18 protein-coding genes are annotated in these 22,126 nt (G+C 71.8%); 12 read left to right on the top strand and 6 right to left on the bottom strand.

What is annotated here, in order from left to right:
- Nucleotides 1–111: 111 nt before the first annotated feature.
- The 3 genes from ABFX81_RS39995 (at nt 112) to ABFX81_RS39985 (ending at nt 3,324) form a co-directional block, all read left to right on the top strand.
- The gene (locus ABFX81_RS39995; protein WP_346139468.1) at nt 112–1,638 is read left to right on the top strand and encodes an acyl-CoA synthetase; all 1,527 of its coding nucleotides are present in this window, start codon (nt 112–114) and stop codon (nt 1,636–1,638) included.
- Between the two features lie 67 nt (nt 1,639–1,705).
- Complete coding sequence (locus ABFX81_RS39990) at nt 1,706–2,548, top strand: alpha/beta fold hydrolase (RefSeq protein ID WP_086855508.1); 843 nt, start codon at nt 1,706–1,708, stop codon at nt 2,546–2,548.
- Between the two features lie 62 nt (nt 2,549–2,610).
- Nucleotides 2,611–3,324, top strand: coding sequence for an alpha/beta fold hydrolase (locus ABFX81_RS39985; protein ID WP_086855509.1), 714 nt, complete (start codon nt 2,611–2,613; stop codon nt 3,322–3,324).
- On the opposite strand, the gene ABFX81_RS39980 is transcribed toward ABFX81_RS39985, so the two are convergent.
- A complete protein-coding gene (locus ABFX81_RS39980; protein WP_346139484.1) occupies nt 3,296–5,170 on the bottom strand; it encodes an alkaline phosphatase family protein in 1,875 nt (624 codons plus the stop codon). The two genes, ABFX81_RS39985 and ABFX81_RS39980, sit on opposite strands and share 29 nt — an antisense overlap.
- A gap of 804 nt (nt 5,171–5,974) precedes the next feature.
- On the bottom strand, nt 5,975–7,594 hold the full coding sequence (locus ABFX81_RS39975) for an acyl-CoA synthetase (protein WP_346139467.1): 1,620 nt from the start codon (nt 7,592–7,594) through the stop codon (nt 5,975–5,977).
- A 176-nt stretch (nt 7,595–7,770) separates the two neighbouring features.
- Between ABFX81_RS39975 and ABFX81_RS39970 the strand changes: the two genes are divergently transcribed.
- The 8 genes from ABFX81_RS39970 to ABFX81_RS39935 all read left to right on the top strand — a co-directional run bounded on the left by ABFX81_RS39970 (nt 7,771) and on the right by ABFX81_RS39935 (nt 14,366).
- Nucleotides 7,771–8,571 carry a crotonase/enoyl-CoA hydratase family protein gene (locus tag ABFX81_RS39970; RefSeq protein ID WP_086850031.1) on the top strand — a complete coding sequence of 267 codons (801 nt, stop codon included), beginning with the start codon at nt 7,771–7,773 and terminating at the stop codon, nt 8,569–8,571.
- A 20-nt stretch (nt 8,572–8,591) separates the two neighbouring features.
- Complete coding sequence (locus tag ABFX81_RS39965) at nt 8,592–9,533, top strand: OB-fold domain-containing protein (RefSeq protein WP_086850033.1); 942 nt, start codon at nt 8,592–8,594, stop codon at nt 9,531–9,533.
- Nucleotides 9,530–10,594 (top strand): thiolase domain-containing protein, encoded by a 1,065-nt coding sequence (locus ABFX81_RS39960; protein ID WP_086850035.1) that lies wholly within the window; start codon nt 9,530–9,532, stop codon nt 10,592–10,594. The genes ABFX81_RS39965 and ABFX81_RS39960 overlap by 4 nt, the downstream gene beginning before the upstream one ends.
- A complete protein-coding gene (locus ABFX81_RS39955) occupies nt 10,591–11,757 on the top strand; it encodes a thiolase domain-containing protein (RefSeq protein ID WP_086850038.1) in 1,167 nt (388 codons plus the stop codon). Before ABFX81_RS39960 ends, ABFX81_RS39955 begins: the two co-directional genes overlap by 4 nt.
- 82 nt (nt 11,758–11,839) lie before the next feature.
- Nucleotides 11,840–12,082: a DUF397 domain-containing protein gene (locus tag ABFX81_RS39950; RefSeq protein WP_010033039.1), complete on the top strand. Its 243-nt coding sequence runs from the start codon at nt 11,840–11,842 to the stop codon at nt 12,080–12,082.
- Nucleotides 12,083–12,266: 184 nt separating this feature from the next.
- Nucleotides 12,267–13,169, top strand: a complete 903-nt coding sequence (locus ABFX81_RS39945) for a universal stress protein (protein ID WP_086850040.1) — start codon at nt 12,267–12,269, stop codon at nt 13,167–13,169.
- A gap of 41 nt (nt 13,170–13,210) precedes the next feature.
- Nucleotides 13,211–13,810: a CGNR zinc finger domain-containing protein gene (locus ABFX81_RS39940; RefSeq protein ID WP_346139465.1), complete on the top strand. Its 600-nt coding sequence runs from the start codon at nt 13,211–13,213 to the stop codon at nt 13,808–13,810.
- Nucleotides 13,811–13,868: 58 nt separating this feature from the next.
- Entirely contained in the window at nt 13,869–14,366 is a 498-nt protein-coding gene (locus tag ABFX81_RS39935; protein WP_086850044.1) for a hypothetical protein, read from the top strand.
- 72 nt (nt 14,367–14,438) lie between these two features.
- On the opposite strand, the gene ABFX81_RS39930 is transcribed toward ABFX81_RS39935, so the two are convergent.
- Nucleotides 14,439–15,578: a phosphotransferase gene (locus tag ABFX81_RS39930; protein ID WP_086850045.1), complete on the bottom strand. Its 1,140-nt coding sequence runs from the start codon at nt 15,576–15,578 to the stop codon at nt 14,439–14,441.
- 233 nt (nt 15,579–15,811) lie between these two features.
- On the opposite strand from ABFX81_RS39930, the gene ABFX81_RS39925 reads away from it, so the two are divergent.
- A complete protein-coding gene (locus ABFX81_RS39925) occupies nt 15,812–17,305 on the top strand; it encodes a DNA-binding protein NsdB (protein ID WP_086850047.1) in 1,494 nt (497 codons plus the stop codon).
- Nucleotides 17,306–17,310: 5 nt separating this feature from the next.
- On the opposite strand, the gene ABFX81_RS39920 is transcribed toward ABFX81_RS39925, so the two are convergent.
- From ABFX81_RS39920 to ABFX81_RS39910, 3 genes are all read right to left on the bottom strand, one after another.
- Complete coding sequence (locus ABFX81_RS39920; RefSeq protein ID WP_346139464.1) at nt 17,311–18,717, bottom strand: PP2C family protein-serine/threonine phosphatase; 1,407 nt, start codon at nt 18,715–18,717, stop codon at nt 17,311–17,313.
- A 271-nt stretch (nt 18,718–18,988) separates the two neighbouring features.
- Complete coding sequence (locus tag ABFX81_RS39915) at nt 18,989–20,083, bottom strand: baeRF3 domain-containing protein (protein WP_086854739.1); 1,095 nt, start codon at nt 20,081–20,083, stop codon at nt 18,989–18,991.
- Between the two features lie 224 nt (nt 20,084–20,307).
- Nucleotides 20,308–21,879, bottom strand: coding sequence for an alpha/beta fold hydrolase (locus ABFX81_RS39910; protein WP_086854740.1), 1,572 nt, complete (start codon nt 21,877–21,879; stop codon nt 20,308–20,310).
- Nucleotides 21,880–22,126: the final 247 nt, after the last annotated feature.

Raw genomic sequence — 22,126 nt, 5'->3', positions numbered from 1 at the left:
AATGTGCTGCGTGCGCACGTCGGTACCAACACACCGGACGCCTCCGGCGGCGGCAGGGTTGAGCCGGTCGGTTCTTGACCTCGCCCGGCGGTGAGCCGAGGATCAGGTGTCATGACGACGCCCGGACACGGCAGCACGGTCGACGGAGTGCTGCGGCGCAGCGCCCGACGCACCCCGGCGCGCGTCGCCGTGGAGTACGGCGATCGCACCTGGACGTACGACGAACTGGACACCGCCGTCTCCCGCGCGGCGAGCGTCCTCCTCGGCCAGGGGCTGTCCCCGGGCGACCGGGTGGGCGCGTACGGCCACAACTCCGACGCCTACCTGATCGCCTTCCTGGCCTGCGCCCGCGCGGGCCTGGTGCACGTACCCGTCAACCAGAACCTGACCGGCGACGACCTCGCCTACATCGTCGGCCAGTCCGGCAGCTCCCTGGTCCTCGCCGACCCGGACCTCGCCGGACGACTCCCCGACGGCGTACGGTCGTTGCCCCTGCGCGACGCCGACGACTCACTCCTCGCCCGGCTCACCGGCGCGCCGCCGTACGACGGCCCCGAGCCGCGCACCGAGGACCTCGTGCAGCTGCTGTACACGTCCGGGACGACCGCCCTGCCCAAGGGCGCGATGATGACGCACCGGGCCCTGGTCCACGAGTACCTGAGCGCGATCACCGCCCTCGACCTCAGTGCGGGCGACCGTCCCGTACACGCGCTGCCCCTCTACCACTCGGCGCAGATGCACGTCTTCCTGCTGCCCTACCTCGCCGTCGGCGCGACGAACATCATCCTCGACGCACCCGACGGCGACCGGCTCTTCGACCTGGTCGAGGCGGGCCGCGTGGACAGCCTCTTCGCCCCGCCCACCGTCTGGATCGCCCTGTCCAACCGCCCCGACTTCGCCACCCGCGACCTGAGCGGCCTGCGCAAGGCGTACTACGGGGCGTCGATCATGCCGGTCCCCGTCCTGGAACGGCTGAAGCAACGCCTGCCGGAGCTGGCGTTCTACAACTGCTTCGGGCAGAGCGAGATCGGGCCCCTGGCCACCGTCCTGGCCCCGGGCGAACACAAGGGGCGCATGGACTCCTGCGGCCGTCCCGTGCTGTTCGTCGACGCGCGTGTGGTCGACGAGGTCGGCAAGGACGTACCGGACGGCACCCCCGGCGAGATCGTCTACCGCTCTCCGCAACTGTGCGAGGGCTACTGGGACAAGCCCGAGGAGACCGCCGAGGCCTTCCGCGACGGCTGGTTCCGCTCCGGCGACCTCGCGGTACGGGACGCGCACGGCTACTACACGATCGTCGACCGGGTGAAGGACGTCATCAACTCCGGTGGCGTACTGGTCGCTTCCCGCCAGGTCGAGGACGCCCTGTACACCCATCCCCAGGTCGCCGAGGCCGCGGTCGTCGGCCTGCCCGACGAGCGCTGGATCGAGGCCGTCACGGCCGTCGTCGTCCCACGCGGCGAGGTCACCGAGGCGGAACTCATCGCCCACACCCGCGAGAAGCTCGCCCCTTTCAAGGCACCGAAGCGGGTGGTGTTCGTGGAGGGCCTCCCGCGCAACGCCAGCGGGAAGATCCTCAAGCGGGAACTCAGGCAGGGCCTGGGAGGCGAGCCCGGACCCGTGGCCTCGGACGGCTGACGTCGCGCCGCCCCTCCCTACGAAACCCCGTTGTGCCGAACACCCCGAGAGCGTGATGATCAACGCCATGCCGATCTTCACAGCCCAGGACGGGACCCGGCTCGCCTGTCACGTACGAGGTACGGGCGAGCCGCTGGTCGTGTTGCCCGGCGGACCCATGCGCGCCTCCGCGTACCTGGGGAACCTGGGCGGTCTGGACGCCCACCGACAGCTGGTGTTCCTCGATCTGCGCGGCACAGGACGGTCCGCGGTACCCGAGGACCCGGCGACCTACCGCTGCGACCGGCTCGTGGACGACGTCGAGGCGCTGCGCCGCCACCTGGGCCTGGAGCGGATGGACGTGCTCGCGCACTCGGCGGGCGGCAGTCTCGCCATGCTGTACGCGGCTCGGTATCCCGACCGGGTGGCACGGCTGGCGCTCGTCACCGCCACCCCGTGGGCGCTGGGCCTGCCGGCGACGGCCGAGGACCGGCTGGCGGCGGCCCGGCTGCGCGCGTCGGAACCCTGGTTCGCCGACGCGTTCCCGGCGTTCGAGGCCTGGCTGTCCGGCACCGGTGACTTCGACCCCGTGTTCCTCCCGTTCTTCTACGGCCGTTGGGACGACACCGCCCGTGCCCACGCGGACCGCGAGGAGGACGAGACCAACGACGACGCGGCCGACCGCTACGGGGCGGGCGGCGCCTACGACCCGGACGCGGCCCGGACCGCGCTCGCCCGCGTCACAGCCCCGGTGCTCGTCCTCGCCGGTGAGGTCGACGGCGGCCCGCGCCCCGGCCTGGCCCGTCGTACGGCCGAGGTGTTCCCGGCGGCCGAGTTCGCGGTACAGCCGGGGGCCGGCCACTACCCGTGGCTGGACGACCCGGAGTGGTTCGTGCGACGGGTCACGCGCTTCCTCCACGAACGGAACTGAGTTCCTCTGCTGTCCGCAGAGGAAGCCCGGTCCGCGCTCGTCACCCCGCTACCGTGCCCGGCATGGACACCGAACCGCGCACCGTACGGGCGAACGGCATCACCCTGGCCTACCGCGTCTGGGGGCCGGAGGACGCGCCGCCCCTCGTACTCCTGCACGCCCGTGGGGCAGACGGTGCCGACTGGGCGGAGGTCGCCCCGGCGCTGGCCGCCGGGCCACGCCGGGTGTACGCCCCCGACCTGCGCGGGCACGGCCGCAGCGACTGGCCCGGCGGATACGCCTACGAGGCCATGCGCGACGACGTGTTCGCCTTCCTCGGCGCGCTCGGCATCGCTCGCGCCGACGTCGTGGGTCACTCGCTCGGCGGTGCTGCCGCCTACTTGCTCGCCCAGTACAGCCCGCGGCTCGTACGACGGCTCGTTCTGGAGGACGTACCCGCGCCCGTCCCGCTCGATCCGCCGCGTCCGCCCGCCGAACGGCCTGACGGAGACCTGCCGTACGACTGGGCGATGATCCTCGCCACCGACGAGCAGCGCAACGCCCCGGATCCCGTGTGGTGGGACCACATGGGGCGGATCACCATGTCCACGCTGCTGATCGGTGGCGGGCCGACGAGCCTGATCCCCCAGGAGCAGATCGCCGCCTTCGCCGAGCTGCTTCCCGATGCCCGGCGCGTCACCATCGACGCCGGGCATCTCGTGCACGAGGCACGGCCCGAGGAGTTCCTCGCGGCCGTGGGGGAGTTCCTCAGCCCCGCGGACCGTACGCCGTCATGAAACGGTCGCGGAACTTGTCCATGCCCCACCGGGGCGCGTCCGGGGCCGGCTTGAGGCCGTTGGTCCAGCCCCAGTCCGCGACCCGGTCCAGCACCTTCTTGTCGCGGGCGACGATCGTGATCGGCACGTCCTTGCCGGTGTCCCCGGCGGTGACCGTCGGCACCGGCTGGTGGTCGCCGAGGAAGACCAGCACCGTGTCCTCGTCGCCGTAGCGCTCGACCCACTCGGTGAGGCTCCGGATCGAGTACTCGATGGCGCGCCGGTACTCGGTGCGCACCTTCTCCGGGTCCTTCCAGACCTCCGTGGGGTTGGTGCCCTCCTTCTTGATCCGGTGGAACACCGAACCGTCGCCGAGGTCCTCCCAGTCGATCATTCGGGCGATGGGCGACCAGGGGTTGTGGCTGGAGGCCAGGATGATCTCCGCCATGATCGGTTCACGGTCCTTCTTGCCGTGCTCCAAGCGCTGGAAGGCCTCCATGCTGAACTGGTCGGGCACGGGCGTCCAGCTGAAGTACGGGCCGTGGTAGCCGAGGTGCTCGGAGTCGTAGATGTGGTCCAGTCCGAAGTACTTCCCCTCCGGCCAGGCCCGCCGCACCCCGGGGACGATGCCGACGGTCCGCCAGGCACCGGACTTGCGGAAGTAGTTGGTCAGCGTCATGCGGTCGCTGGTGGTCAGGCTGCGGTACCGCTGCTGGTTCTTGATCCACAGACCGGAAAGGAAGGTCGAGTGGGCGAGCCAGCTGCCCGCGCCCGTCACCGGCGACTGCAACCAGCCGCTGCGCGACTCGAACCCGGCCGCCTTGAGCGAAGAGGTGCCCTCCTTCAGCACCGCGTCGGTCTGCTCGGCCATCGCCGGGTCGTCGATCGCGACCCTGCCGTAGCTCTCGATGAAGGTGAACAGGACGTCCTTGCCGCGCAGCCCCGTGAGCAACTGGTCCGGCGGCGTCTTCGCGAAGGCGTCCACGGCGGCCTGCTTCTCGAAGACCCGCGCGTCCTTCAGACCGGCCCGCACCTGCTCCACTCGGTTGCCGAGAAACTCGGTGTAGCCCCTGCTGGCGATCGGCACGGTGCCGATCTGCACGCCCAGGGTCATGCAGGTGATCCACACCGTGCCGAGGATCAGCGTCGTACGGGCGGCGACGGGACGGTGCCGGACCATCAGGTTCGTCACCCGCACCATGGCGAGCGTCGTGAGGACCAGCACCGCGACGAGCAGCACGATCACGCCGATCACGGCCAGCACCTGTCCGGTCCGGCCGAACGTCTCCCGGAGGAAGTCCGTGGCGTGCTCGATGAGAATCCAGTCCAGGACCAGGTCGAAGGGCCGGGCCAGCACCTGGTAGAAGCCCATGTCGAGGAACTTCAGGACCGTGACCAGCCCGAGGAACACGCCCGCGGCGACCGCCATGATGCGCCGGGGCCTCGGCGGCAGCGCGAGCAGCAGTCCCGCGAGCAGCACGCCCTCGGCGGGGAGACGGACGAACGAGGCGAACTCGATCCGCTCGATCCGGTTCGGCAGGAGCAGCGCCAGGACCACGAGCAGTCCGGCCAGCACGGTCGTCCCCACACTGACGCCGCGCGCCGCACGGGGATGGCGACGCCGCCATCCGAACCAGCCGGGCTTCGCCGCGTCCGGCTCCTCTCCGGCCTCTGCTTCCTGAGCGCCGGCGCCTTCTTCTCGCGCGGCAGGGGCATGGTCTGGGTGCGTAGCGGCGGCGTCTCGGCCGGGTTCCGCCGCGGCGGTTCCACTGTCCGCGTGCGCCGCGGCCGTGCCGTCGTCCGTGTTCCCCGGGGTCGTGTCGCTGTCCGGCTCCCGCGTGTCGGCGCCGCCGTCCGGGCTCGCCATGTCGGCTTCACCGTGCGACTCTTTCGCGACTGGGTCGTCCGTGGTCCCCGGGGTCGTGTCGCTGTCCGGCTCCCGCGTGTCGGCGCCGCCGTCCGGGCTCGCCATGTCGGCTTCACCGTGCGACTCTTTCGCGACTGAGTCGCCCGTGGTCGCCGGGGCCGTGCTGCTGTCCGACTCCTTCGTGTCCACGTGGCCGTCCGGGCTTGCCGTGCCGGCGTGACCGCCCGGGCCTGCCGCGGCTGTGCCGCTGTCCGGTTCCGTCGTGCCGGCGTGACGGTCCGCGCCCGCTGTGACGGCGTCGCCGTCCGTGTCCGCCGGGGCTGCGTCGCTGTCCGACCCCACCGCAGGTGTCTCGCTGTCCGCGTCCGTCCGGGCCGCGCTGCTGTCCGGTTCCGTCGTGTCGACGTCGCCTTCCGGGCCTGCGGTGACCGCGTCGCCCCGCGGCTCCGCCGGGGCCGTGCCGCCGTCCCGTGCCACCGCGCTGACGTCCTCGCCGGACTCCGCCGCAGCCGTAGCGCCGTCGGAATCCACCCCGGCCGTCTCGCCGTCCCGCCCCGCCCCGGGAGTGCCGTCCTCGGAATCCACCGCAGCCGTGCCACCGCCCGGCCCCGCCGCGCCGGTGTCGTCATCCGGTTCCGCCCCGCTCCCGGTCGTGCCCGATTGCTGTTGGGAGCGAGTGAAGAGCGACACCCGGTGGTCCTTCCGTGCGGTCTTGCTGGGCATGGCAAACAGAGCCCGGAGACCGAGCCTGCCACCACCAGTACGTCCGCACGTCACCTTAGGTTCAATCGACCGGCCGGAGAATCACCCGTCCGCCGCCACGGCCACCTCCCGCGCCCAGCGATAGTCCGCCTTGCCGCTCGGCGACCGCTGGACCGACTCCGTGATCACCAGCTGGCGCGGGATCTTGTAGCCGGCGAGCCGGTCACGGCAGTGTGTCCGGATGTCCTCCAGCGACGGCCGCGCCGCACCGTCCCGCAACTGCACCACGGCCGCCACATGGTGGCCCCACTGGGGGTCCGGTACCCCGGCCACCAGCGCGTCGTAGACGTCCGGGTGGGACTTGAGGGCCTGCTCGACCTCCTCCGGGTACACCTTCTCGCCGCCGGTGTTGATGCACTGCGAGCCACGGCCCAGGACAGTGACCACGCCCTCCTCGTCGACGGTGGCCATGTCGCCGAGCAGGACCCATCGCCGGCCGTCCTTCTCGAAGAAGGTGGCGGCGGTCTTGGCCGGGTCGTTGTAGTAGCCGAGCGGTACGTGTCCGCACTGGGCGACCCTGCCCACCTCACCGGGCGACACGGGTTCGTACGTGGCCGGGTCCACCACCTGCGTGCGCGCGTGGACCCGCACCCGGAAGCCCCGCTCGGGACCCGAGTCCTCGGTCGCCGTGCCGTTGAAACCGGACTCCGACGAGCCGAAGTTGTTCAGCAGCATGGCGTTCGGCACCAGCTCCTGGAACTGCCGGCGCACCGTGTCCGACATGATCGCGCCGGACGACGACACGCTGAACAACGACGAGCGGTCGATGTCCCGCAGGGGACCCCTCAGCGCGTCGATCAGCGGCCGCAGCATCGCGTCCCCCACCAGCGAGATGCTGCTGACCTTCTCCTTCTCCACGGTCCGCAGCACCTCCTCGGGCACGAACTTGCGGTGGATCACCACCCGTTGCCCGAAGTTGAAGCCGATGAACGCCGTGAGGGTGGAGGTGCCGTGCATCAGCGGGGCCGTGGGAAAGAAGGTGATCCCCGCGCCACCGGCCGCGACCCGCTCGGCCAGCTCCTCCGGCTTCTTCACCGGTTCACCGGTCGGCGCGCCCCCGCCGAGCCCCGCGAAGAACAGATCCTCCTGCCGCCACATCACCCCCTTGGGCATCCCGGTCGTACCGCCGGTGTAGATGATGAACTGGTCGTCACCCGAGCGCGCCGGGAAGCCGCGTTCGCGTGACCCCGCGGCCTCCACCTGGGCGAACTCCCCGCAGGGCACCTCGGCGGCCCCCGGCGCCGGCCTGCCCACCCGGATCAGATGCCGCAGCCTCTCCGCCCGCGGCCGCGCAGCCGCGACCCGGTCCGTGAACTCCGCGTCGAAGACCAGCGCCACCAGATCCGCGTCCCGGTAGAGGTACACCAACTCCTCTTCCACATACCGGTAGTTGACGTTGACCGGGACGATCCGCGTCTTCAGGCAGCCCAGCACCGTCTGGAGGTACTCCACGCCGTTGTATAGGTGCAGTCCGAGGTGCTCGCCGGGGCGTATCCCGCTGTCGAGCAGATGGTGGCCGACGCGGTTGGCCGCAGCGTCCAGCTCCGCGTACGTCAGGCGGCGCTCGGCGCCCGTGCCCGGATGGTCGACGTACACCAGCGCCTCACGGTCGGGAACCACGTCGACGACCGACTCGAACAGGTCGGCAAGGTTGTACTCCACCGCTCCTCCTGACCCCGGGACGTGCCTGGCATCGGACGGTTCGCCGGTCATCAGAGCAAAGGGCGGTCCAACTGTGAAGGGCTCGCGCGAAGAAATCTGACTGTCTGTCAGAAAACCCTTGAAGTGCCTCCCGCCCTACTGCAACCTGTTCTCGTTCCATGAGAGGGGAGTTGGCCATGGGTGGGACGGAACACCTCACCGTGCAGCGCGAAGGCGCCACACTGGTGCTCACGCTCAACAGGCCCGAAGCCAGGAACGCGCTCTCGCTGCCGATGCTCGTCGGCCTCCACGACGGCTGGCTGGAGGCCGATGCGGACGACTCGGTCCGCTCGATCGTGTTCACCGGCGCGGGCGGCACGTTCTGCTCGGGCATGGACCTCAAGGCCCTCGCCGGCGACGGCATGGCCGGCGAGGGGTACCGCGACCGGCTCAAGGCCGACCCCGACCTGCACTGGAAGGCGATGCTGCGCCATCACCGCCCGCGCAAGCCGGTGATCGCGGCCGTCGAGGGGTACTGCGTCGCGGGCGGCACCGAGATGCTCCAGGGCACCGACATCCGCGTCGCCGGCGAGTCCTCGACCTTCGGCCTGTTCGAGGTGAAGCGCGGCCTGTTCCCCATCGGCGGCTCGACGGTCCGGCTGCAACGCCAGATCCCGCGCACCCACGCCCTGGAGATGCTCCTCACCGGCCGCCCCTACAGCGCCCGCGAGGCCGCCGCCATCGGCCTGATCGGACACGTCGTCCCGGACGGCACCGCGCTCGCGAAGGCGTTGGAGATCGCCGAACAGATCAACTCCTGCGGCCCGCTGGCCGTCGAGGCCGTCAAGGCCTCCGTCTACGAGACCGCCGAAATGACCGAGTCCGAGGGCCTCGCGGCCGAACTCACCCGGGGCTGGCCGGTCTTCGACACCGCCGACGCCAAGGAGGGCGCCCGCGCCTTCGCGGAGAAACGACCGCCCGTCTACAAGCGCGCCTGACCCCCAAGGAGCCCTCCGGCATGCCCGAAGTCCTCAAAGCCCCCCTCGTCGTCGAGTTTCCCTTCACCCGCTCCCTCGGACCCGTCCAGAGCGCCTTTCTGACCGGCCTGCGCGAACGCGTCGTCCTCGGCGTGCGCACCTCCGACGGCCGCATCCTCGTCCCGCCCGTCGAGTACGACCCCGTCACCGCCGAGGACATCAGCGACCTGGTCGAGGTCGCCCCCACCGGCACGGTCACCACCTGGGCCTGGAACCACGCCCCCCGCCGCGGCCAGCCTCTCACCACCCCCTTCGCCTGGGCCCTGGTCCGCCTCGACGGCGCCGACACCGCCCTGCTGCACGCCCTCGACGCCCCGGGCCCCGACGCCGTGCACACCGGCATGCGCGTCCGCATCCGCTGGGCGGCGGAACGCACCGGCGCCATCACGGACATCGCCTGCTTCGAGCCGTACGACGGCGGCCGGGCCGAACCGGCGGGGCACACGGGGGAGTTCGAGGACCCGGTCACCGGCATCGTCGCCGCCGCCCGCCTCGACTACACCTACTCGCCCGGGCGCGCGCAGACCGCCTACATCAACGCCCTCTCCGGCCGCCGGACCGTCGGCGAGCGCTGCCCGTCCTGCCGGAAGGTGTACGTCCCGCCGAGGGGTGCGTGCCCCACATGTGGGGTGGCCACATCCGAACAGGTAGAGGTGGGGCCGCGCGGCACGGTGACCACGTTCTGCATCGTCAACATCAAGGCGAAGAACCTCGACATCGAGGTGCCCTACGTCTACGCCCACATCGCCCTCGACGGCGCCGACCTCGCACTGCACGGCCGTATCGGCGGCATCCCGTACGACGAGGTCCGCATGGGGCTGCGCGTCGAACCGGTGTGGACGGACGGCTCCCGCTACCCCGACCACTACCGGCCGACGGGCGAACCGGACGCGGACTACGACACCTACAAGGAGCTGCTGTGACGAGCGCACCGGGGGACCGCCAGATCGCCGTCGTCGCCTTCGCCCAGACCGATCACCGGCGCACCAGCGAGGAGCTCTCCGAGGTGGAGATGCTCATGCCGGTGCTGCACGAGGTCCTCGACCGGACCGGCCTGAAGACCGCTGACATCGACTTCACCTGCTCCGGCTCCAGCGACTACCTCGCCGGCCGCGCCTTCTCCTTCACCCTCGCCCTCGACGGCGTCGGAGCCTGGCCCCCGATCTCCGAGTCGCACGTCGAGATGGACGGCGCCTGGGCCCTGTACGAGGCCTGGACGAAACTCCTCACCGGCGACGCCGACACCGCCCTGGTCTACTCGTACGGCAAGTCCTCGCCAGGCGCGGTCCGCGACGTCCTCACCCGCCAGCTCGACCCGTACTACGTGGCACCCCTGTGGCCCGACTCCGTCGCGCTCGCCGCCCTCCAGGCACAGGCCCTCATCGACGTCGGCGACACCGACGAACCGGCGCTCGCGGCCGTCGCCGCCCGCAACCGTGAGGCGGCGACGGCGAACCCTCATGCGCAGCTCAAGGAGCCCGCCCCGCAAGGCGACTACCTCGTACAGCCCCTGCGCACCGGCGACTGCCCGCCCATCGGCGACGGGGCCGCCGCCGTCGTCCTCGCGGCGGGCGACCGGGCCCGCGACCTGTGCGCACGCCCCGCCTGGATCCGCGGCATCGACCACCGCATCGAGGCACACGGCCTCGGCGTGCGCGACCTGACCGACTCGCCGTCCACCCGCCTGGCCGCCGAACGGGCGGGTGCCTTCGAACGGCCCGTCGACACCGCCGAGCTGCACGCGCCCTTCACCGCGCAGGAGATCGTCCTGCGCAAGGCCCTCCGCCTCGCCGACGGGGTCGTCGTCAACCCCTCCGGCGGCGCCCTCGGCGCCAACCCGATCATGGCCGCCGGTCTCATCCGCATCGGTGAGGCCGCCGCCCGCATCCACCGCGGCGAGTCCGACCGCGCCCTCGCCCACGCCACGTCCGGCCCCTGCCTCCAGCAGAACCTGGTCGCCGTACTCGAAGGGGAACCCCGATGAGCAAGGAGCCCGTGGCCGTCGTCGGCGTCGGCCAGACCAAGCACGTCGCGGCACGCCGGGACGTGTCCATCGCGGGACTCGTCCGGGAGGCGGCCCGACGGGCCATGGACGACGCCGAGCTGACGTGGGCCGACATCGACGCCGTCGTGATCGGCAAGGCACCCGACTTCTTCGAGGGCGTCATGATGCCGGAGCTCTATCTCGCCGACGCCCTCGGCGCCGTCGGCAAGCCCATGCTCCGCGTGCACACCGCGGGCTCGGTCGGCGGATCCACCGCGCTCGTCGCCGCCAACCTCGTCGCGGCCCGCGTCCACGGCACCGTCCTCACCCTCGCCTTCGAAAAACAGTCCGAGTCGAACGCCATGTGGGGCCTGTCCCTGCCCATCCCCTTCCAGCAGCCCCTGCTCGCCGGAGCCGGTGGGTTCTTCGCCCCGCACATCCGCGCGTACATGCGGCGCAGCGGCGCACCCGAGACCGTCGGCGCCCTGGTCGCCTACAAGGACCGGCGCAACGCGCTGAAGAACCCCTACGCCCACCTGCACGAACACGACATCACCCTCGACAAGGTCATGGCCTCGCCCATGCTGTGGGACCCGATCCGCTACTCGGAGACCTGCCCCTCCTCCGACGGCGCCTGCGCCATGATCCTCACCGACCGCGCCGGAGCCGCCCGGGCACCGCGACGCCCCGCCTGGATGCTCGGCGGCGCGATGCGCAGCGAACCGACCCTCTTCGCCGGCAAGGACTTCGTCTCACCGCAGGCCGGCCAGGACTGCGCGGCCGACGTCTACCGGCAGGCCGGCATCACCGACCCGCGCCGCGAGATCGACGGCGCCGAGATCTACGTCCCGTTCTCCTGGTACGAGCCGATGTGGCTGGAGAACCTCGGCTTCGCGGGCGAGGGCGAGGGGTGGAAACTCACCGAGGCGGGCGTGACCGAACTCGACGGGGACCTGCCCGTCAACATGTCGGGTGGCGTGCTGTCCACCAACCCCATCGGCGCCTCCGGCATGATCCGCTTCGCGGAGGCGGCGCTCCAGGTGCGCGGTCAGGCCGGAGAACACCAGGTGGACGGCGCCCGCAGGGTCCTCGGCCACGCCTACGGCGGCGGTTCGCAGTTCTTCTCCATGTGGCTCGTGGGAGCCGAACCGCCAGACTCCTGAAAGGTCCCCCTCACGTGCCCTGTTGGCCGTGGGACACGATCGCTAGGCTGGCCGCGGACGACGAATCGGGAGGAGCACGGACGTGGCCGAGACCACCACCCAGCAGCGCCCGCTCACGGGCTGGGACAAGCCGGAGCTGGACCTCACCAACGCACAGTGGCAGTCCAGCAGCCGGGGGCGGGGGGATGTCCAGATCGCCTTCGTGGAAGGCTTCATCGCCATGCGGAACAGTGCCCGCCCGGAGAGCCCCTCCCTGATCTTCACGCCCGCCGAGTGGGGCGCGTTCGTGTCGGGAGCGCGGGAGGGGGAGTTCGACCTCACCTGACGCGACGCCGTGCGACCTCGATCGCGGCACCATGCCGACCGTCCCGGACGGCCGTGACCCCACGGCCGATCCGGGCGTGTTCCGCCCGCATTTCCGGACACGCGACCTGAGACGTCCTCCCGGGGCCGCGCCTGAGCCAGGCTGGGCCTTCAGGCACGGTCGTATCCCGGAAGGCGAGGAACCCATGAGCACCCTGCCGGTCATCGCGGCGGTCGACGGCTCGGATCACAGCATGCGCGCCCTGGAGTGGGCCCTCGACGCGGCCCGCCGGCGTTCGGCGCCCCTGCGTGTGGTCCACGTGCGCCAGTACGCCCACTGGGCGCAGCCCGAGGTGCTCGCGGCCGGACCGCCGGACCCGCAGGACGACCCGGTGCTCGACCGGGTCCGGGCCGATCTGGAGGACCTCGGCGGCCTGCCGGACACGGAGTACGTCGGCCTGGAGGGCGCGCCGGGCGCCGTCCTGCCCGAACAGAGCGCTTCCGCCCAGCTACTGGTACTCGGCTCCCGGGGCCGCGGCGGCTTCGCCAGCCTGCTGCTCGGCTCCAACGGCATCGCCGCCGCCCGCGACGCCGAATGCCCTGTCGTGGTGGTGCCCCGGCCCGGGCGCGAGGCCCAGGGCGGGGCTCCGGCCGGCCCCGGCTCGCGCGTGGTCGTCGGCCTGAAGGTGGACGGTCCCGACGAGGCCACGCTCGAGTTCGCCTTCGCCGAGGCCACCCGGCGCGGCGCCCGGCTCCAGGCGGTCGCCGCCTACCCGTGGCCCGCGCAGCCCTGGATGACGCCCGGCGAGCTGCCCCCGCCGATCGTCGACCAGGACGTCATCGAGGACGAGACGCGGATCCTGGCCGATGGCTTCCTCGCCCCGTACCGCGAACGGCACCCCGACGTCCCGGTCGAGCCCTTGGCGGCGGCGGGCGACGCCGCCGGACACCTCGTCGCGGCCTCCCAGGGCGCCGACCTCGTCGTCGTGGGCCGCCACCGGCGGCACCTGCTGGCGCCCGCCCGCATGCTGGGCTCGGTCACCCACGCCGTCCTGCTGCACGCCGCGAGCCCCGTCGCCGTGGTCCCGCCGGCACCGCCGGAGGACTGACCCCCGCTGTAATGGGAACCGGCAGGCCTATCATTAGGCCCATGCGGGAACCGATCAGCAGGGACGCCCGGCTCGCCCTGGACCTGGCCCTCACCGTCCGGCACGACGGCAACGGCGGTGTCGCCGACGACCTGACCGAACCGGCAGGCCTGACCGCCTGGGTCCGGACGCACTCCGAGGTCCTGCCGGACGCCGGCCGTTTCACCGCCGACGCCGCGCAGCTCGCCGCCGTCCGAGACCTGCGGGCCGCCGTCCGCGCGCTCTTCGCCCGCGCCGTGCGCCCCGGCGAGCCGAGCCCCGCCGACGCGACCCGCCTGCTGCCCGTACCCGAGGCCGTACGGCGCCTCAACGAGGCCGCCGCCCGCACCCCCACCGTGCCCGTTCTGGACTGGCCCGAGGGGGCCGGACCCGACGTCCGGCCACAGCCCGTACGCGCCGGCGACGACCTGACGGCCGCCCTCGCACACGCCGTGATCGCGTTCCTCGCGAGCCCCGACCGCGACCGGCTGCGGGCCTGCCACGCGCCCCGCTGCGTGCGGTACTTCCTCAAGGACCACCCGCGCCAGGAGTGGTGCAAACCGTCCTGCGGCAACCGCGCCCGCGTGGCCCGCCACCACCAACGGCACCGGACGACGAAGTAGGGCCGATCGGTCGCCGCCCTCCCGACACTTCGCAGGCCGGGCCACGTACCATGGCGGCATGTCGTTCCTCCGCCGCCGCAGCGCCACGCCCGCCGGGCCCGACTTCGACGTACTGGCCATGGACCCGGGCGACTGGCCCGGCAACCTCGGTGCGGGACTGCTGCCCGCACCCGACGGCACCTGCCAGGGCGTCTTCCTGCGTTACGACCTGTTCGGCGGCCGTGGGCCCGCGATGATCATCGGCAATCTGCCGGAAGGCTCACCGGCCCGGGACGTCCCCGAGGGCCAGGTTCCCTTCGAGGTGGCCCAGCTGCTGCTGGCACTGGAGAACGACGAGGAGATCACCGTCGTCGGCACCGAGGACGTGCCGGTGATGCAGGGCGACAACCTCCTGATCGTGCGCCGCGTCAAGCTCTCCGAGAGCCGCATCTCCTGCGTGCAGTTCGACCGCAGCGACAACGTCCTGGTGACCATCGCCGCCTGGGACCGCCCCATCACGGACGACCTGTACGCCCTCCTCAAACCGCTGCCCGCGGAGCTCTTCCAGCAGGGCTGAACCCGGCGGCAGCCCGCACACGAAAGGGCCGCTGTGCGCCTGACCAGGCACACAGCGGCCTCTTCGTCCCCGTCAGCGAGTGCCGACCGCCGCGCGCACGGCCCGCCGGGCCATCTGGCAGTCGTCGTGCAGCCGCCGCAGCAGCAGCCGCTGCTCCTCGCCGGACGGCGCAGCACCAGGATGGGCCGTACCCGGTGCCGCCGGGGTCGCGTCGTGCATCGAACGCTGCACGGCCGTCTCGTACGTACGGATCTCCCGGGTCAGCACCAGCATCAGGTTCACCAGGAAGGCGTCCCTGGACGCCGGGCCCGCCGACTGGGCGATCTGGCTGATCTGACGACGGGCCACCGGTGCGTCCCCGAGCACCGACCACAGCGTCGCCAGGTCGTACCCCGGCAGATACCAGCCCGCGTGCTCCCAGTCCACCAGCACTGGACCGGCCGGTGACAGGAGAATGTTCGACAACAGTGCGTCGCCGTGGCAGAACTGGCCCATGCCCTGCCGCCCGGCCGCCTGGGCGATGCCGTGCAGCAGCTTCTGGAGATCACCCAGGTCCCGGTCGGTGAGCAGGCCCAGCTCGTGGTACCGCGAGATCCGGGCCGCGTAGTCCAGCGGGGCGTCGAAGGTGCCCGCCGGCGGCCGCCAGGCGTTCAGCCGGCAGATCGCGCCGAGTGCCGCCCTGATGTCCGCCCGCGGCGGCGCCTCGGCCGGGTGCCGCTGGAGCGCCGCCACCCGCCCCGGCATCCGCTCGATCACCAGTGTGCAGTTGTCCGGGTCCGCCGCGATCAGTCTCGGCACCCGCACCGGAGGGCGATGCCGGACGAACGAGCGGTACGCCGCTATCTCGTGGCGGATCCGCTCGGACCAGGCGGGGGAGTGGTCCAGTAAACACTTGGCGACGGCCGAGCTGCGACCGGTCGTACCGACCAGGAGCACGGCCCGTCCGTTGCGGCGCAGGACCTGCACCGGGGCGAACTCCGGGCAGATGCGGTGCACCGACGCGATCGCCGTGCGCAGCTGCGCGCCCTGGGGGCCGGACAAGTCGAGTCTCCCGCTGAGCGGTTGGGTGCCGAGTACCGCGCCGCGCCGTGCCCTGCCCGCACCGAGCACGGGGGCCGCCGGCCGCGCGGGGGCGAGATAGGGGCCGCTGTCCGTGGGACGGGGGTGCAGCGACCGGGGCGGTGCGGACACGGAGGACGATGCTGTGTACATGGGCTGGACAGATCCCTTCGTGTGCCTGCGAGACAACGCACCACCCGGCCCGGGCTCCCGGGAGCACCCTGGGGAATGTCCCTGCGGCGACCGGGTCGGGGTGGCGCGTTCCTACCTGACACCCGATGCCCAGTGGCACACCATCTGGCGCACCCTGGCGAACCCTGGCGAATAGTCGCCCGGCAAGTCTCCCCGGGCTACTGTCAACTCAGCCGAGAACCTGGGGGCTTGACGTGAGCGGACAACCCAACACCCGGCTCGCGGACCTGTTCGGCCTGGCCGGCTGGTCCAAGGGCGAACTCGCGAGGCTGGTCAACCGGCAGGCGACGGCCATGGGCCATCCCCAGCTGGCGACCGACACCTCCCGGGTGCGGCGTTGGATCGACATGGGAGAGATCCCGCGCGATCCGGTACCGCGGGTGCTGGCGGCTCTGTTCACCGAGCGTCTCGGCCGTGTCGTGACCATCGAGGACCTCGGTCTGGTCCGGCACGGGCGTGCGGGGAAACGGCAGGGCGGCGGGAGTGCGGAGTCTCCCGACGGAGTGCCGTGGGCGCCCGAGCGGACCGCCGCGGTCCTCACCGAATTCACGGGAATGGACCTCATGCTCAACCGACGCGGCTTGGTGGGCGCGGGCGCCGCGCTCGCCGCGGGATCCGCACTCAGCAGCGCCATGTACGACTGGCTGCACACCGACCCTGCCCTGGCTGCCGACGCTCCCGACCTCGACCATCCCCTGCACGCCGACCCCGCTGGGTTCGACCGCTACGAGGCCGCCCCCATCGGGTCGCAGGAGATCGAGGAACTGGAGCGCTCGGTCGAGGTGTTCCGCGCCTGGGACGCGGCCCGCGGCGGCGGGCTCCAGCGCAAGGCCGTGGTGGGCCAGCTCAACGAGGTGGGCGGCATGCTCGCTTACCGTCACCCACCCCATCTCCAGCGGCGCCTGTGGGGCGTCGCGGCCAACCTCGCCGTCCTCGCGGGCTGGATGTCGCACGACGTCGGCCTGGAGCCCACGGCCCAGAAGTACTTCGTCATCGCCGCGCACGCGGCCAGAGAGGGCGGGGACCGGCCCCGCGCGGGCGAGGCGCTCTCCCGCGCGGCCCGCCAGATGGTGCACCTGGGCAAGCCGGACGAGGCCCTGGACCTGATGAAGCTCGCCACGTCCGGCTCGGGCGACGGCGTGCTGCCCCGCACCCGGGCGATGCTCTGCACCATCGAGGCCTGGGCACAGGCCTCCATGGGCAAGGGCCAGGCCATGCGCCGCACGCTCGGGCAGGCCGAGGACCTGTTCGTCTCCGACAAGGCCGACGTACCACCGCCGGACTGGATGCAGACCTTCAAGGAGGAGGACCTCTACGGCATGCAGGCCCTGGCCTACCGCACGCTCGCCGAGTTCGAGCCGGGCGCGGCCGTGCATGCCCAGCACTACGCGGAGAAGGCTCTGGCCCTGCGGGTCGACGGCCGGCAGCGGTCGAAGATCTTCGACTATCTGTCGATGGCCTCGGCGTGCTTCATCGCGGACGATCCCGAACAGGCGGACCGGTACGCGCGACTGGCCCTGGTGTCGATGGGCTCCAACTCCTCCCACCGCACCTGGGACCGGCTGCGCCAGATGTACCGGCTCACCGCCCAGTACTCCGGTTACCCGAAGATCCAGGAGCTGCGGGAGGAGATCAAGCTCGCCCTGCCGAAGACGAAGGGCAGGGGCGGCAACAACGCACAGGCCTGAGTTTCCTATGCCGTGACCTTGGCGACGAGCACGCAGGCGTTGTCCGCGCGCTCGCTCTCGCCGAACTCCTGGACCACCGTCCGCAGGCACTCCTCTGCGGTGGAGGTCCCGGTCAGACGCGGCGCCAGGTCGAGGAGGAGGTTCGCGGCGGCCGTTCCGGTGTGCCCGGGCACCAGCCCGTCGGTGTGCAGGAGCAGCAGGTCGCCCACCTCAAGGGTCTCTTCGGCCTGCCCGTACGCGGCGCCCGAGGTGGCGCCGAGCAGGACGCCGTCCGGTGCGTTCAGCACGCGCCCCGCCCCGTCGCGGAACAGCAGCGGGGCGGGGTGTCCGGCCTGTGCCCAGACCAGGGTGCGGGTCCCGGGCCGGTAGCGGCAGCAGACGGCGCTGCCGAGGGCGGGTTGCACGGTGGCGTCGAGTAACTGGTTCAGCCAGGCCATCAGCCGGCCGGGCGGGGCGCCGGCCATGGCCATGCCGCGTACGGCGCCAAGCAGCATCGTCATGTTCGACGTGACGCCGACGCCGTGTCCGGTGAGGTCGCCGACGCTGAGGAGGGTCTCGCCGTCGGTCAGTTCGAGCGCGTCGTACCAGTCGCCGCCGATCAGCGTGTTCGTCGACGCCGGCAGGTGCCGGGCCGCGAGGTCGAGGGGCCTGGGACCCTGGTGCGGGAGCCGCAGGGAGCCGCGCCACTGCGGCAGCACGGCCTCCTGCAACTCGACCGCGATCCGGTGCTCGGTCCGCGCCTCCTGGCGCCGGTCGGTGAGCGAGTCACGGGTCTCGCTCACCACCCGCTGGCTGCGGCGCAGTTCACTGACGTCCCGCAGCACGGCCCACATCGAGGCGGTGCTTCCGTCGGTGTCGAGGACCGGTTCGCCCATCATGTGCACGGTCCGTACGTCGCCGTCCCGTCGTGCGATGCGGAACTCGCCGTCGATGGGCCGGGCGTCGACGAGGCAGTTCGTGACCATCGCCGTCAGCTTCGGCCGGTCCTCGTCGACCACCAGGGACGGCAGCTCGTCGAGGGTGAGCGGGGGAGCGGCGGGGTCGCGGCCCAGGATCTGGTAGAGCTCCCCGGACCAACTGGCCTCGTCCGTCAGCAGGTTCCACTCGGCGCTGCCGACCCGGCTGAGCAGTGAGCCGGGCGCGGGCGGGGCGGGTTCCGGGGCCACCGTGGGCAGGGGCCCGTCCCGCAGCTGGGCCAGGTGCTCGTCGAGGTCGTTGAGCTGGTGCAGGGCCAGGTCGTACAGGGCGCGCTGCCAGCGTCCCCGGGGGTGGTCCGATCCGTCCTCCTCGGCGTCGCGCCGCACGGCGTCCACGTCGCCCTTGAGCCGCCGCGTCTGCGAAATCAGCGACTCGACCGAGCCGCGTCCGGGCGGCTGGGCGGCTGGGCGGTCCGCGGAGAGGTGGGACGGCATGACGCACTCCGATGCGGGGACGGTTCGACCAAGGCGGACGGAGGGACCGTTACGACTGTTGCACAGCCCGCGACGCCCTGTAAGGGATTCGGCAACACACGATACGGTGGTGCTTCTGGCATATGCCACAGTCTCACGGAGTTACTCCGAGGTAGGTGTGGAGCATGCTCTCCGGAGGGTCAAATCGTAGATTACACAGGGGGTTTGACGACCCGTCGGTAAGGCGGCGTCCGATTGACGCGCGCGTTCGACGACCCTGTGTTCGACGGTTTCAGTACCGCAGAACGCCGGCGATACCGTCCGCCTCGCCGAGTGTGCCGTCCGGTACGAAGCGGACGTCGGCTCCGGTCTCCAGGCACTGCTCGACGATCTCGTCCACGATGTCCTCGCGGCCCTCGAGGTCACCGCTCTCGGCGAGGATCAGATGGTCCCCGGCGTCGCGGACCGTCACCCGGTAGTTCTCCTCGACGGCGAGCAGCCGGACGCGGCCGTCCCGGGCGCTCTGCCACAGCTCGTCGACACCGGCGGCGAACTCCCGTCGCCCGCGGGCCGTTTCGAGGGCGCGGGTCACCGCTTCCGTCTTCCTGCGCGCCTCCTCCTCGATCACCGGCCGAACGGCCTGCCACACGGACTCGGGCGTCCCGTGAGCGAGTCCGCCGTGCGGGACGTGCACCGCCCCCTTGCTGGCGGTGCCGACCTCGTCCAGCAGGGCGAGGGCGGCCGGCGGGCCGGTGACGTACAGCGCTCGCGGGTGCTCCCGCAGGACGGCGCCCATCGCGGTGTCGGTCTCGCGCAGGAACTGACGGGTGCGCTCCTCCCGGAAGGCGCTCGGCAGGTCACCGATCCGCTCCTGCCGTTCCGGGTCGAAGTTCTCCACGCGGCGGGTCAGCGGAAAGCCGTCGGCGCGTTGCTCGACGACGCGGTCGACACCGCCGTTCCACAGGGTCGCGCGGTCGGCGGCGAGCGACAGCACCCAGAACGGCCGCTCCGCCGTCTGGGCGGAGACGAGGTTGCGGGTGAGGAAGGTGTCGGAGAGCACCACGCGTTCGGGTACGGACCGGGCGAGCGACCACACCTGGTGCTCACCGGAAGCGGCGAAGATCGCCAGGCCGTCCTCGGCGTGTGTCAGATCGACCTCGGACAGGGCCTGGTCGAGGTGCCGGACGACCTCGGCCCGTCGTTCGCGGCTGATCGCCGGATCGGCCTCCAGCTGCCGCTTGGCCTCGGTCACCACGTTGCGCAGCCGGACCTGGTCCTGGGTCTTGTAGGGATCGCGCCGGTGGGTCGGCGTCAGCACGGAGACCGCGGGGTAGGGGCGCGGGCGCCGCAGCTCGGCAAGGGTCGCGGGACTCATAACGTGCTCCATGACAGAACGATAGAACCGATTCTCCATTGGGGCATTTGGGGCAACCGTCCCACCGGTTCGGGTGAGCGGGGATCCGGCCGGCCGTCTCGGAGGTTGGGGGTTCGGCGTCGACCGCTATTACATGCTCAAAATCTAGATGGTCAATACAGCTATTTGTGCCCTGCAACGCCGCTACGCACCCGAGGTCTCACCCGGCTGACCACGGGGTCCGTGGCCGCACCGGCTCACTCGGAGTCGTGGTCGGAGCCGCAGGAACTGCCGTCCGGCGGAAGGGTGCCGTACAGCAGGAACGCGTCGACCTTGCGGTGCACGCACTTGGAGGAGCCGTAGCCGGTGTGGCCCTCGCCCCGGTTGTCGAGCACCACGGCCGACGACCCGATCCGCTCGGCCGTCTCCATCGTCCAGCGGTACGGCGTGGCCGGGTCGCCCCGGGTGCCGACGAGCAGCATCCTCGGCGTATCGAGGTCCTTGACCTTGTCACGGATGAAGTCGGTGCCCTTGGGACGGCCGTAGCACATCAGCACCTGGGTGAGCCGGTACCGGCCGAAGACCGGCGACGCCCGCTCGTACCGGGCGCGCAGCCGGCCGAGGTCCCTGCCGACCTGTGCGGCGGAGGGGCGGTCGGGATCGTCCGCGCAGTTGATCGCCATCAGCGCCGCCGACGGGTTGTCCAGGGGCACGTCCTCCGGGTCCACGAGCCCGCCGTAGGCCGCCCGCCACGGGGGCAAGCCGACGCCCCCGGACGCGAAGGCCTCCAGGCGGCTGGTGTCGCCGTCCTCGATCAGTTGCGCGACGGCCCGCTGGAGCGAGGGCCACAGCTCCCTGCTGTACAGGCCCTGCGCGAGGGCGCCCACGAAGTCCTGGCCGGAGAACGCCTCGCCGAAGTCGGTCGGCACCGGGTCCCTGTCGAGCGACTCCACCACCTGGACGACGTGTTTCCTGGCCTCCCGCGGATCCTGTCCGAACGGGCAGGCGATGTCCTCCGTGCACCAGGCGAGGAAGTTCTCCAGCGCACTCTGCTGCCCCTGGGCGCTCACCATGCCCTGTTCGGACAGCGGCTCGGTGAGTGTGTCGACGCCGTCCAGCACCATCCTGTCGACCTTGTCGGGGAACCGGGCCGCGTACACCGCGCCCAGTCGGCTGCCGTAGGAGAAGCCCAGGTAGTTGAGCTTGGCGTCGCCGAGCGCGTCGCGCATCACGTCCAGGTCGCGGGCGACGTTCACCGTGCCGATGTGGGGCAGGACGGGACCCGAGTGCTCGGTGCACTCGGCCACCGCGTCGCGCAGCTTTTCGAGTACGACCTGCGGATCTGCCACGGCGGCGTCGCCGTCCGTCGGGTCCAGTGGGTCCTCCGAGGCGTTGCCGCAGCTGACCGGCGAGGAGCGGCCGACGCCCCGGGGGTCGAAGCCCACCACGTCGTAGCCGTTCGTCAGGCCCATGAAGTCCTTGCCGGCCATGGCGAGTTGGCCCACGCCCTGACCGCCCGGGCCGCCGAAGTTCAGCAGCAGCGAGCCCCGGGACTTGCCCGTGGCCCGGTAGCGGGCCACGGCCAGATCGAGGGTCGCCTTCCCGGGTTCGGCGTAGTCGAGGGGGACGGTCACCTTGCCGCACTGGAGGCTTCTCGGCATGTCCTCGCCCTCGCACGCCGACCACTTGACCTTCTGGTCGTAGAAGCGCCCCAGGCCGGGCCCGGGATCGTCCCCGGCCGGCAGCCCCGCACCCAGCAGGGCCAGCCCGGCCGCACAGGGGATCGCGCAGCGCCTCACCGAGGGGCGCGTGGACAGCTTGGCCAGCATCGATGCCTCCAGGGGGCGCCCCGCAGCGGACCGGGGACCGGCGCCCTCGATCACCATAAGCGGGCACCGGAAGCCGCGCCTCCGCACGAGCGGGCGGGGGCGGAGTGCCCTACCCTGCGCGGCCGCGTCGCGCAGACGAAGGGCTTTACCGCTAGTTCGACAACCGGGCCGCTCGATGGAGTGAAAGGCGGATAAGCCATAACTCGGACCGGCTGTCCGCGTTTTATCTCGTGCGGGTGAGCGCCCG

The organism is Streptomyces coeruleofuscus (assembly GCF_039532725.1).
Lineage (GTDB): Bacteria > Actinomycetota > Actinomycetes > Streptomycetales > Streptomycetaceae > Streptomyces > Streptomyces coeruleofuscus.
The sequence above is the reverse complement of the archived record's forward strand: the minus strand, read 5'-3'. Positions and strand labels throughout refer to the sequence as shown.

Coding starts and splice junctions, on each gene's coding strand:
- ABFX81_RS39940 (WP_346139465.1), top strand. CDS start 13,211: ATGCGGGAACCGATCAGCAGGGACGCCCGGCTCGCCCTGGACCTGGCC.
- ABFX81_RS39965 (WP_086850033.1), top strand. CDS start 8,592: ATGCCCGAAGTCCTCAAAGCCCCCCTCGTCGTCGAGTTTCCCTTCACC.
- ABFX81_RS39935 (WP_086850044.1), top strand. CDS start 13,869: ATGTCGTTCCTCCGCCGCCGCAGCGCCACGCCCGCCGGGCCCGACTTC.
- ABFX81_RS39915 (WP_086854739.1), bottom strand. CDS start 20,083: ATGGAGCACGTTATGAGTCCCGCGACCCTTGCCGAGCTGCGGCGCCCG.
- ABFX81_RS39970 (WP_086850031.1), top strand. CDS start 7,771: ATGGGTGGGACGGAACACCTCACCGTGCAGCGCGAAGGCGCCACACTG.
- ABFX81_RS39985 (WP_086855509.1), top strand. CDS start 2,611: ATGGACACCGAACCGCGCACCGTACGGGCGAACGGCATCACCCTGGCC.
- ABFX81_RS39930 (WP_086850045.1), bottom strand. CDS start 15,578: ATGTACACAGCATCGTCCTCCGTGTCCGCACCGCCCCGGTCGCTGCAC.
- ABFX81_RS39990 (WP_086855508.1), top strand. CDS start 1,706: ATGCCGATCTTCACAGCCCAGGACGGGACCCGGCTCGCCTGTCACGTA.
- ABFX81_RS39980 (WP_346139484.1), bottom strand. CDS start 5,170: ATGGCGAGCCCGGACGGCGGCGCCGACACGCGGGAGCCGGACAGCGAC.
- ABFX81_RS39945 (WP_086850040.1), top strand. CDS start 12,267: ATGAGCACCCTGCCGGTCATCGCGGCGGTCGACGGCTCGGATCACAGC.
- ABFX81_RS39955 (WP_086850038.1), top strand. CDS start 10,591: ATGAGCAAGGAGCCCGTGGCCGTCGTCGGCGTCGGCCAGACCAAGCAC.
- ABFX81_RS39995 (WP_346139468.1), top strand. CDS start 112: ATGACGACGCCCGGACACGGCAGCACGGTCGACGGAGTGCTGCGGCGC.
- ABFX81_RS39920 (WP_346139464.1), bottom strand. CDS start 18,717: ATGCCGTCCCACCTCTCCGCGGACCGCCCAGCCGCCCAGCCGCCCGGA.
- ABFX81_RS39910 (WP_086854740.1), bottom strand. CDS start 21,879: ATGCTGGCCAAGCTGTCCACGCGCCCCTCGGTGAGGCGCTGCGCGATC.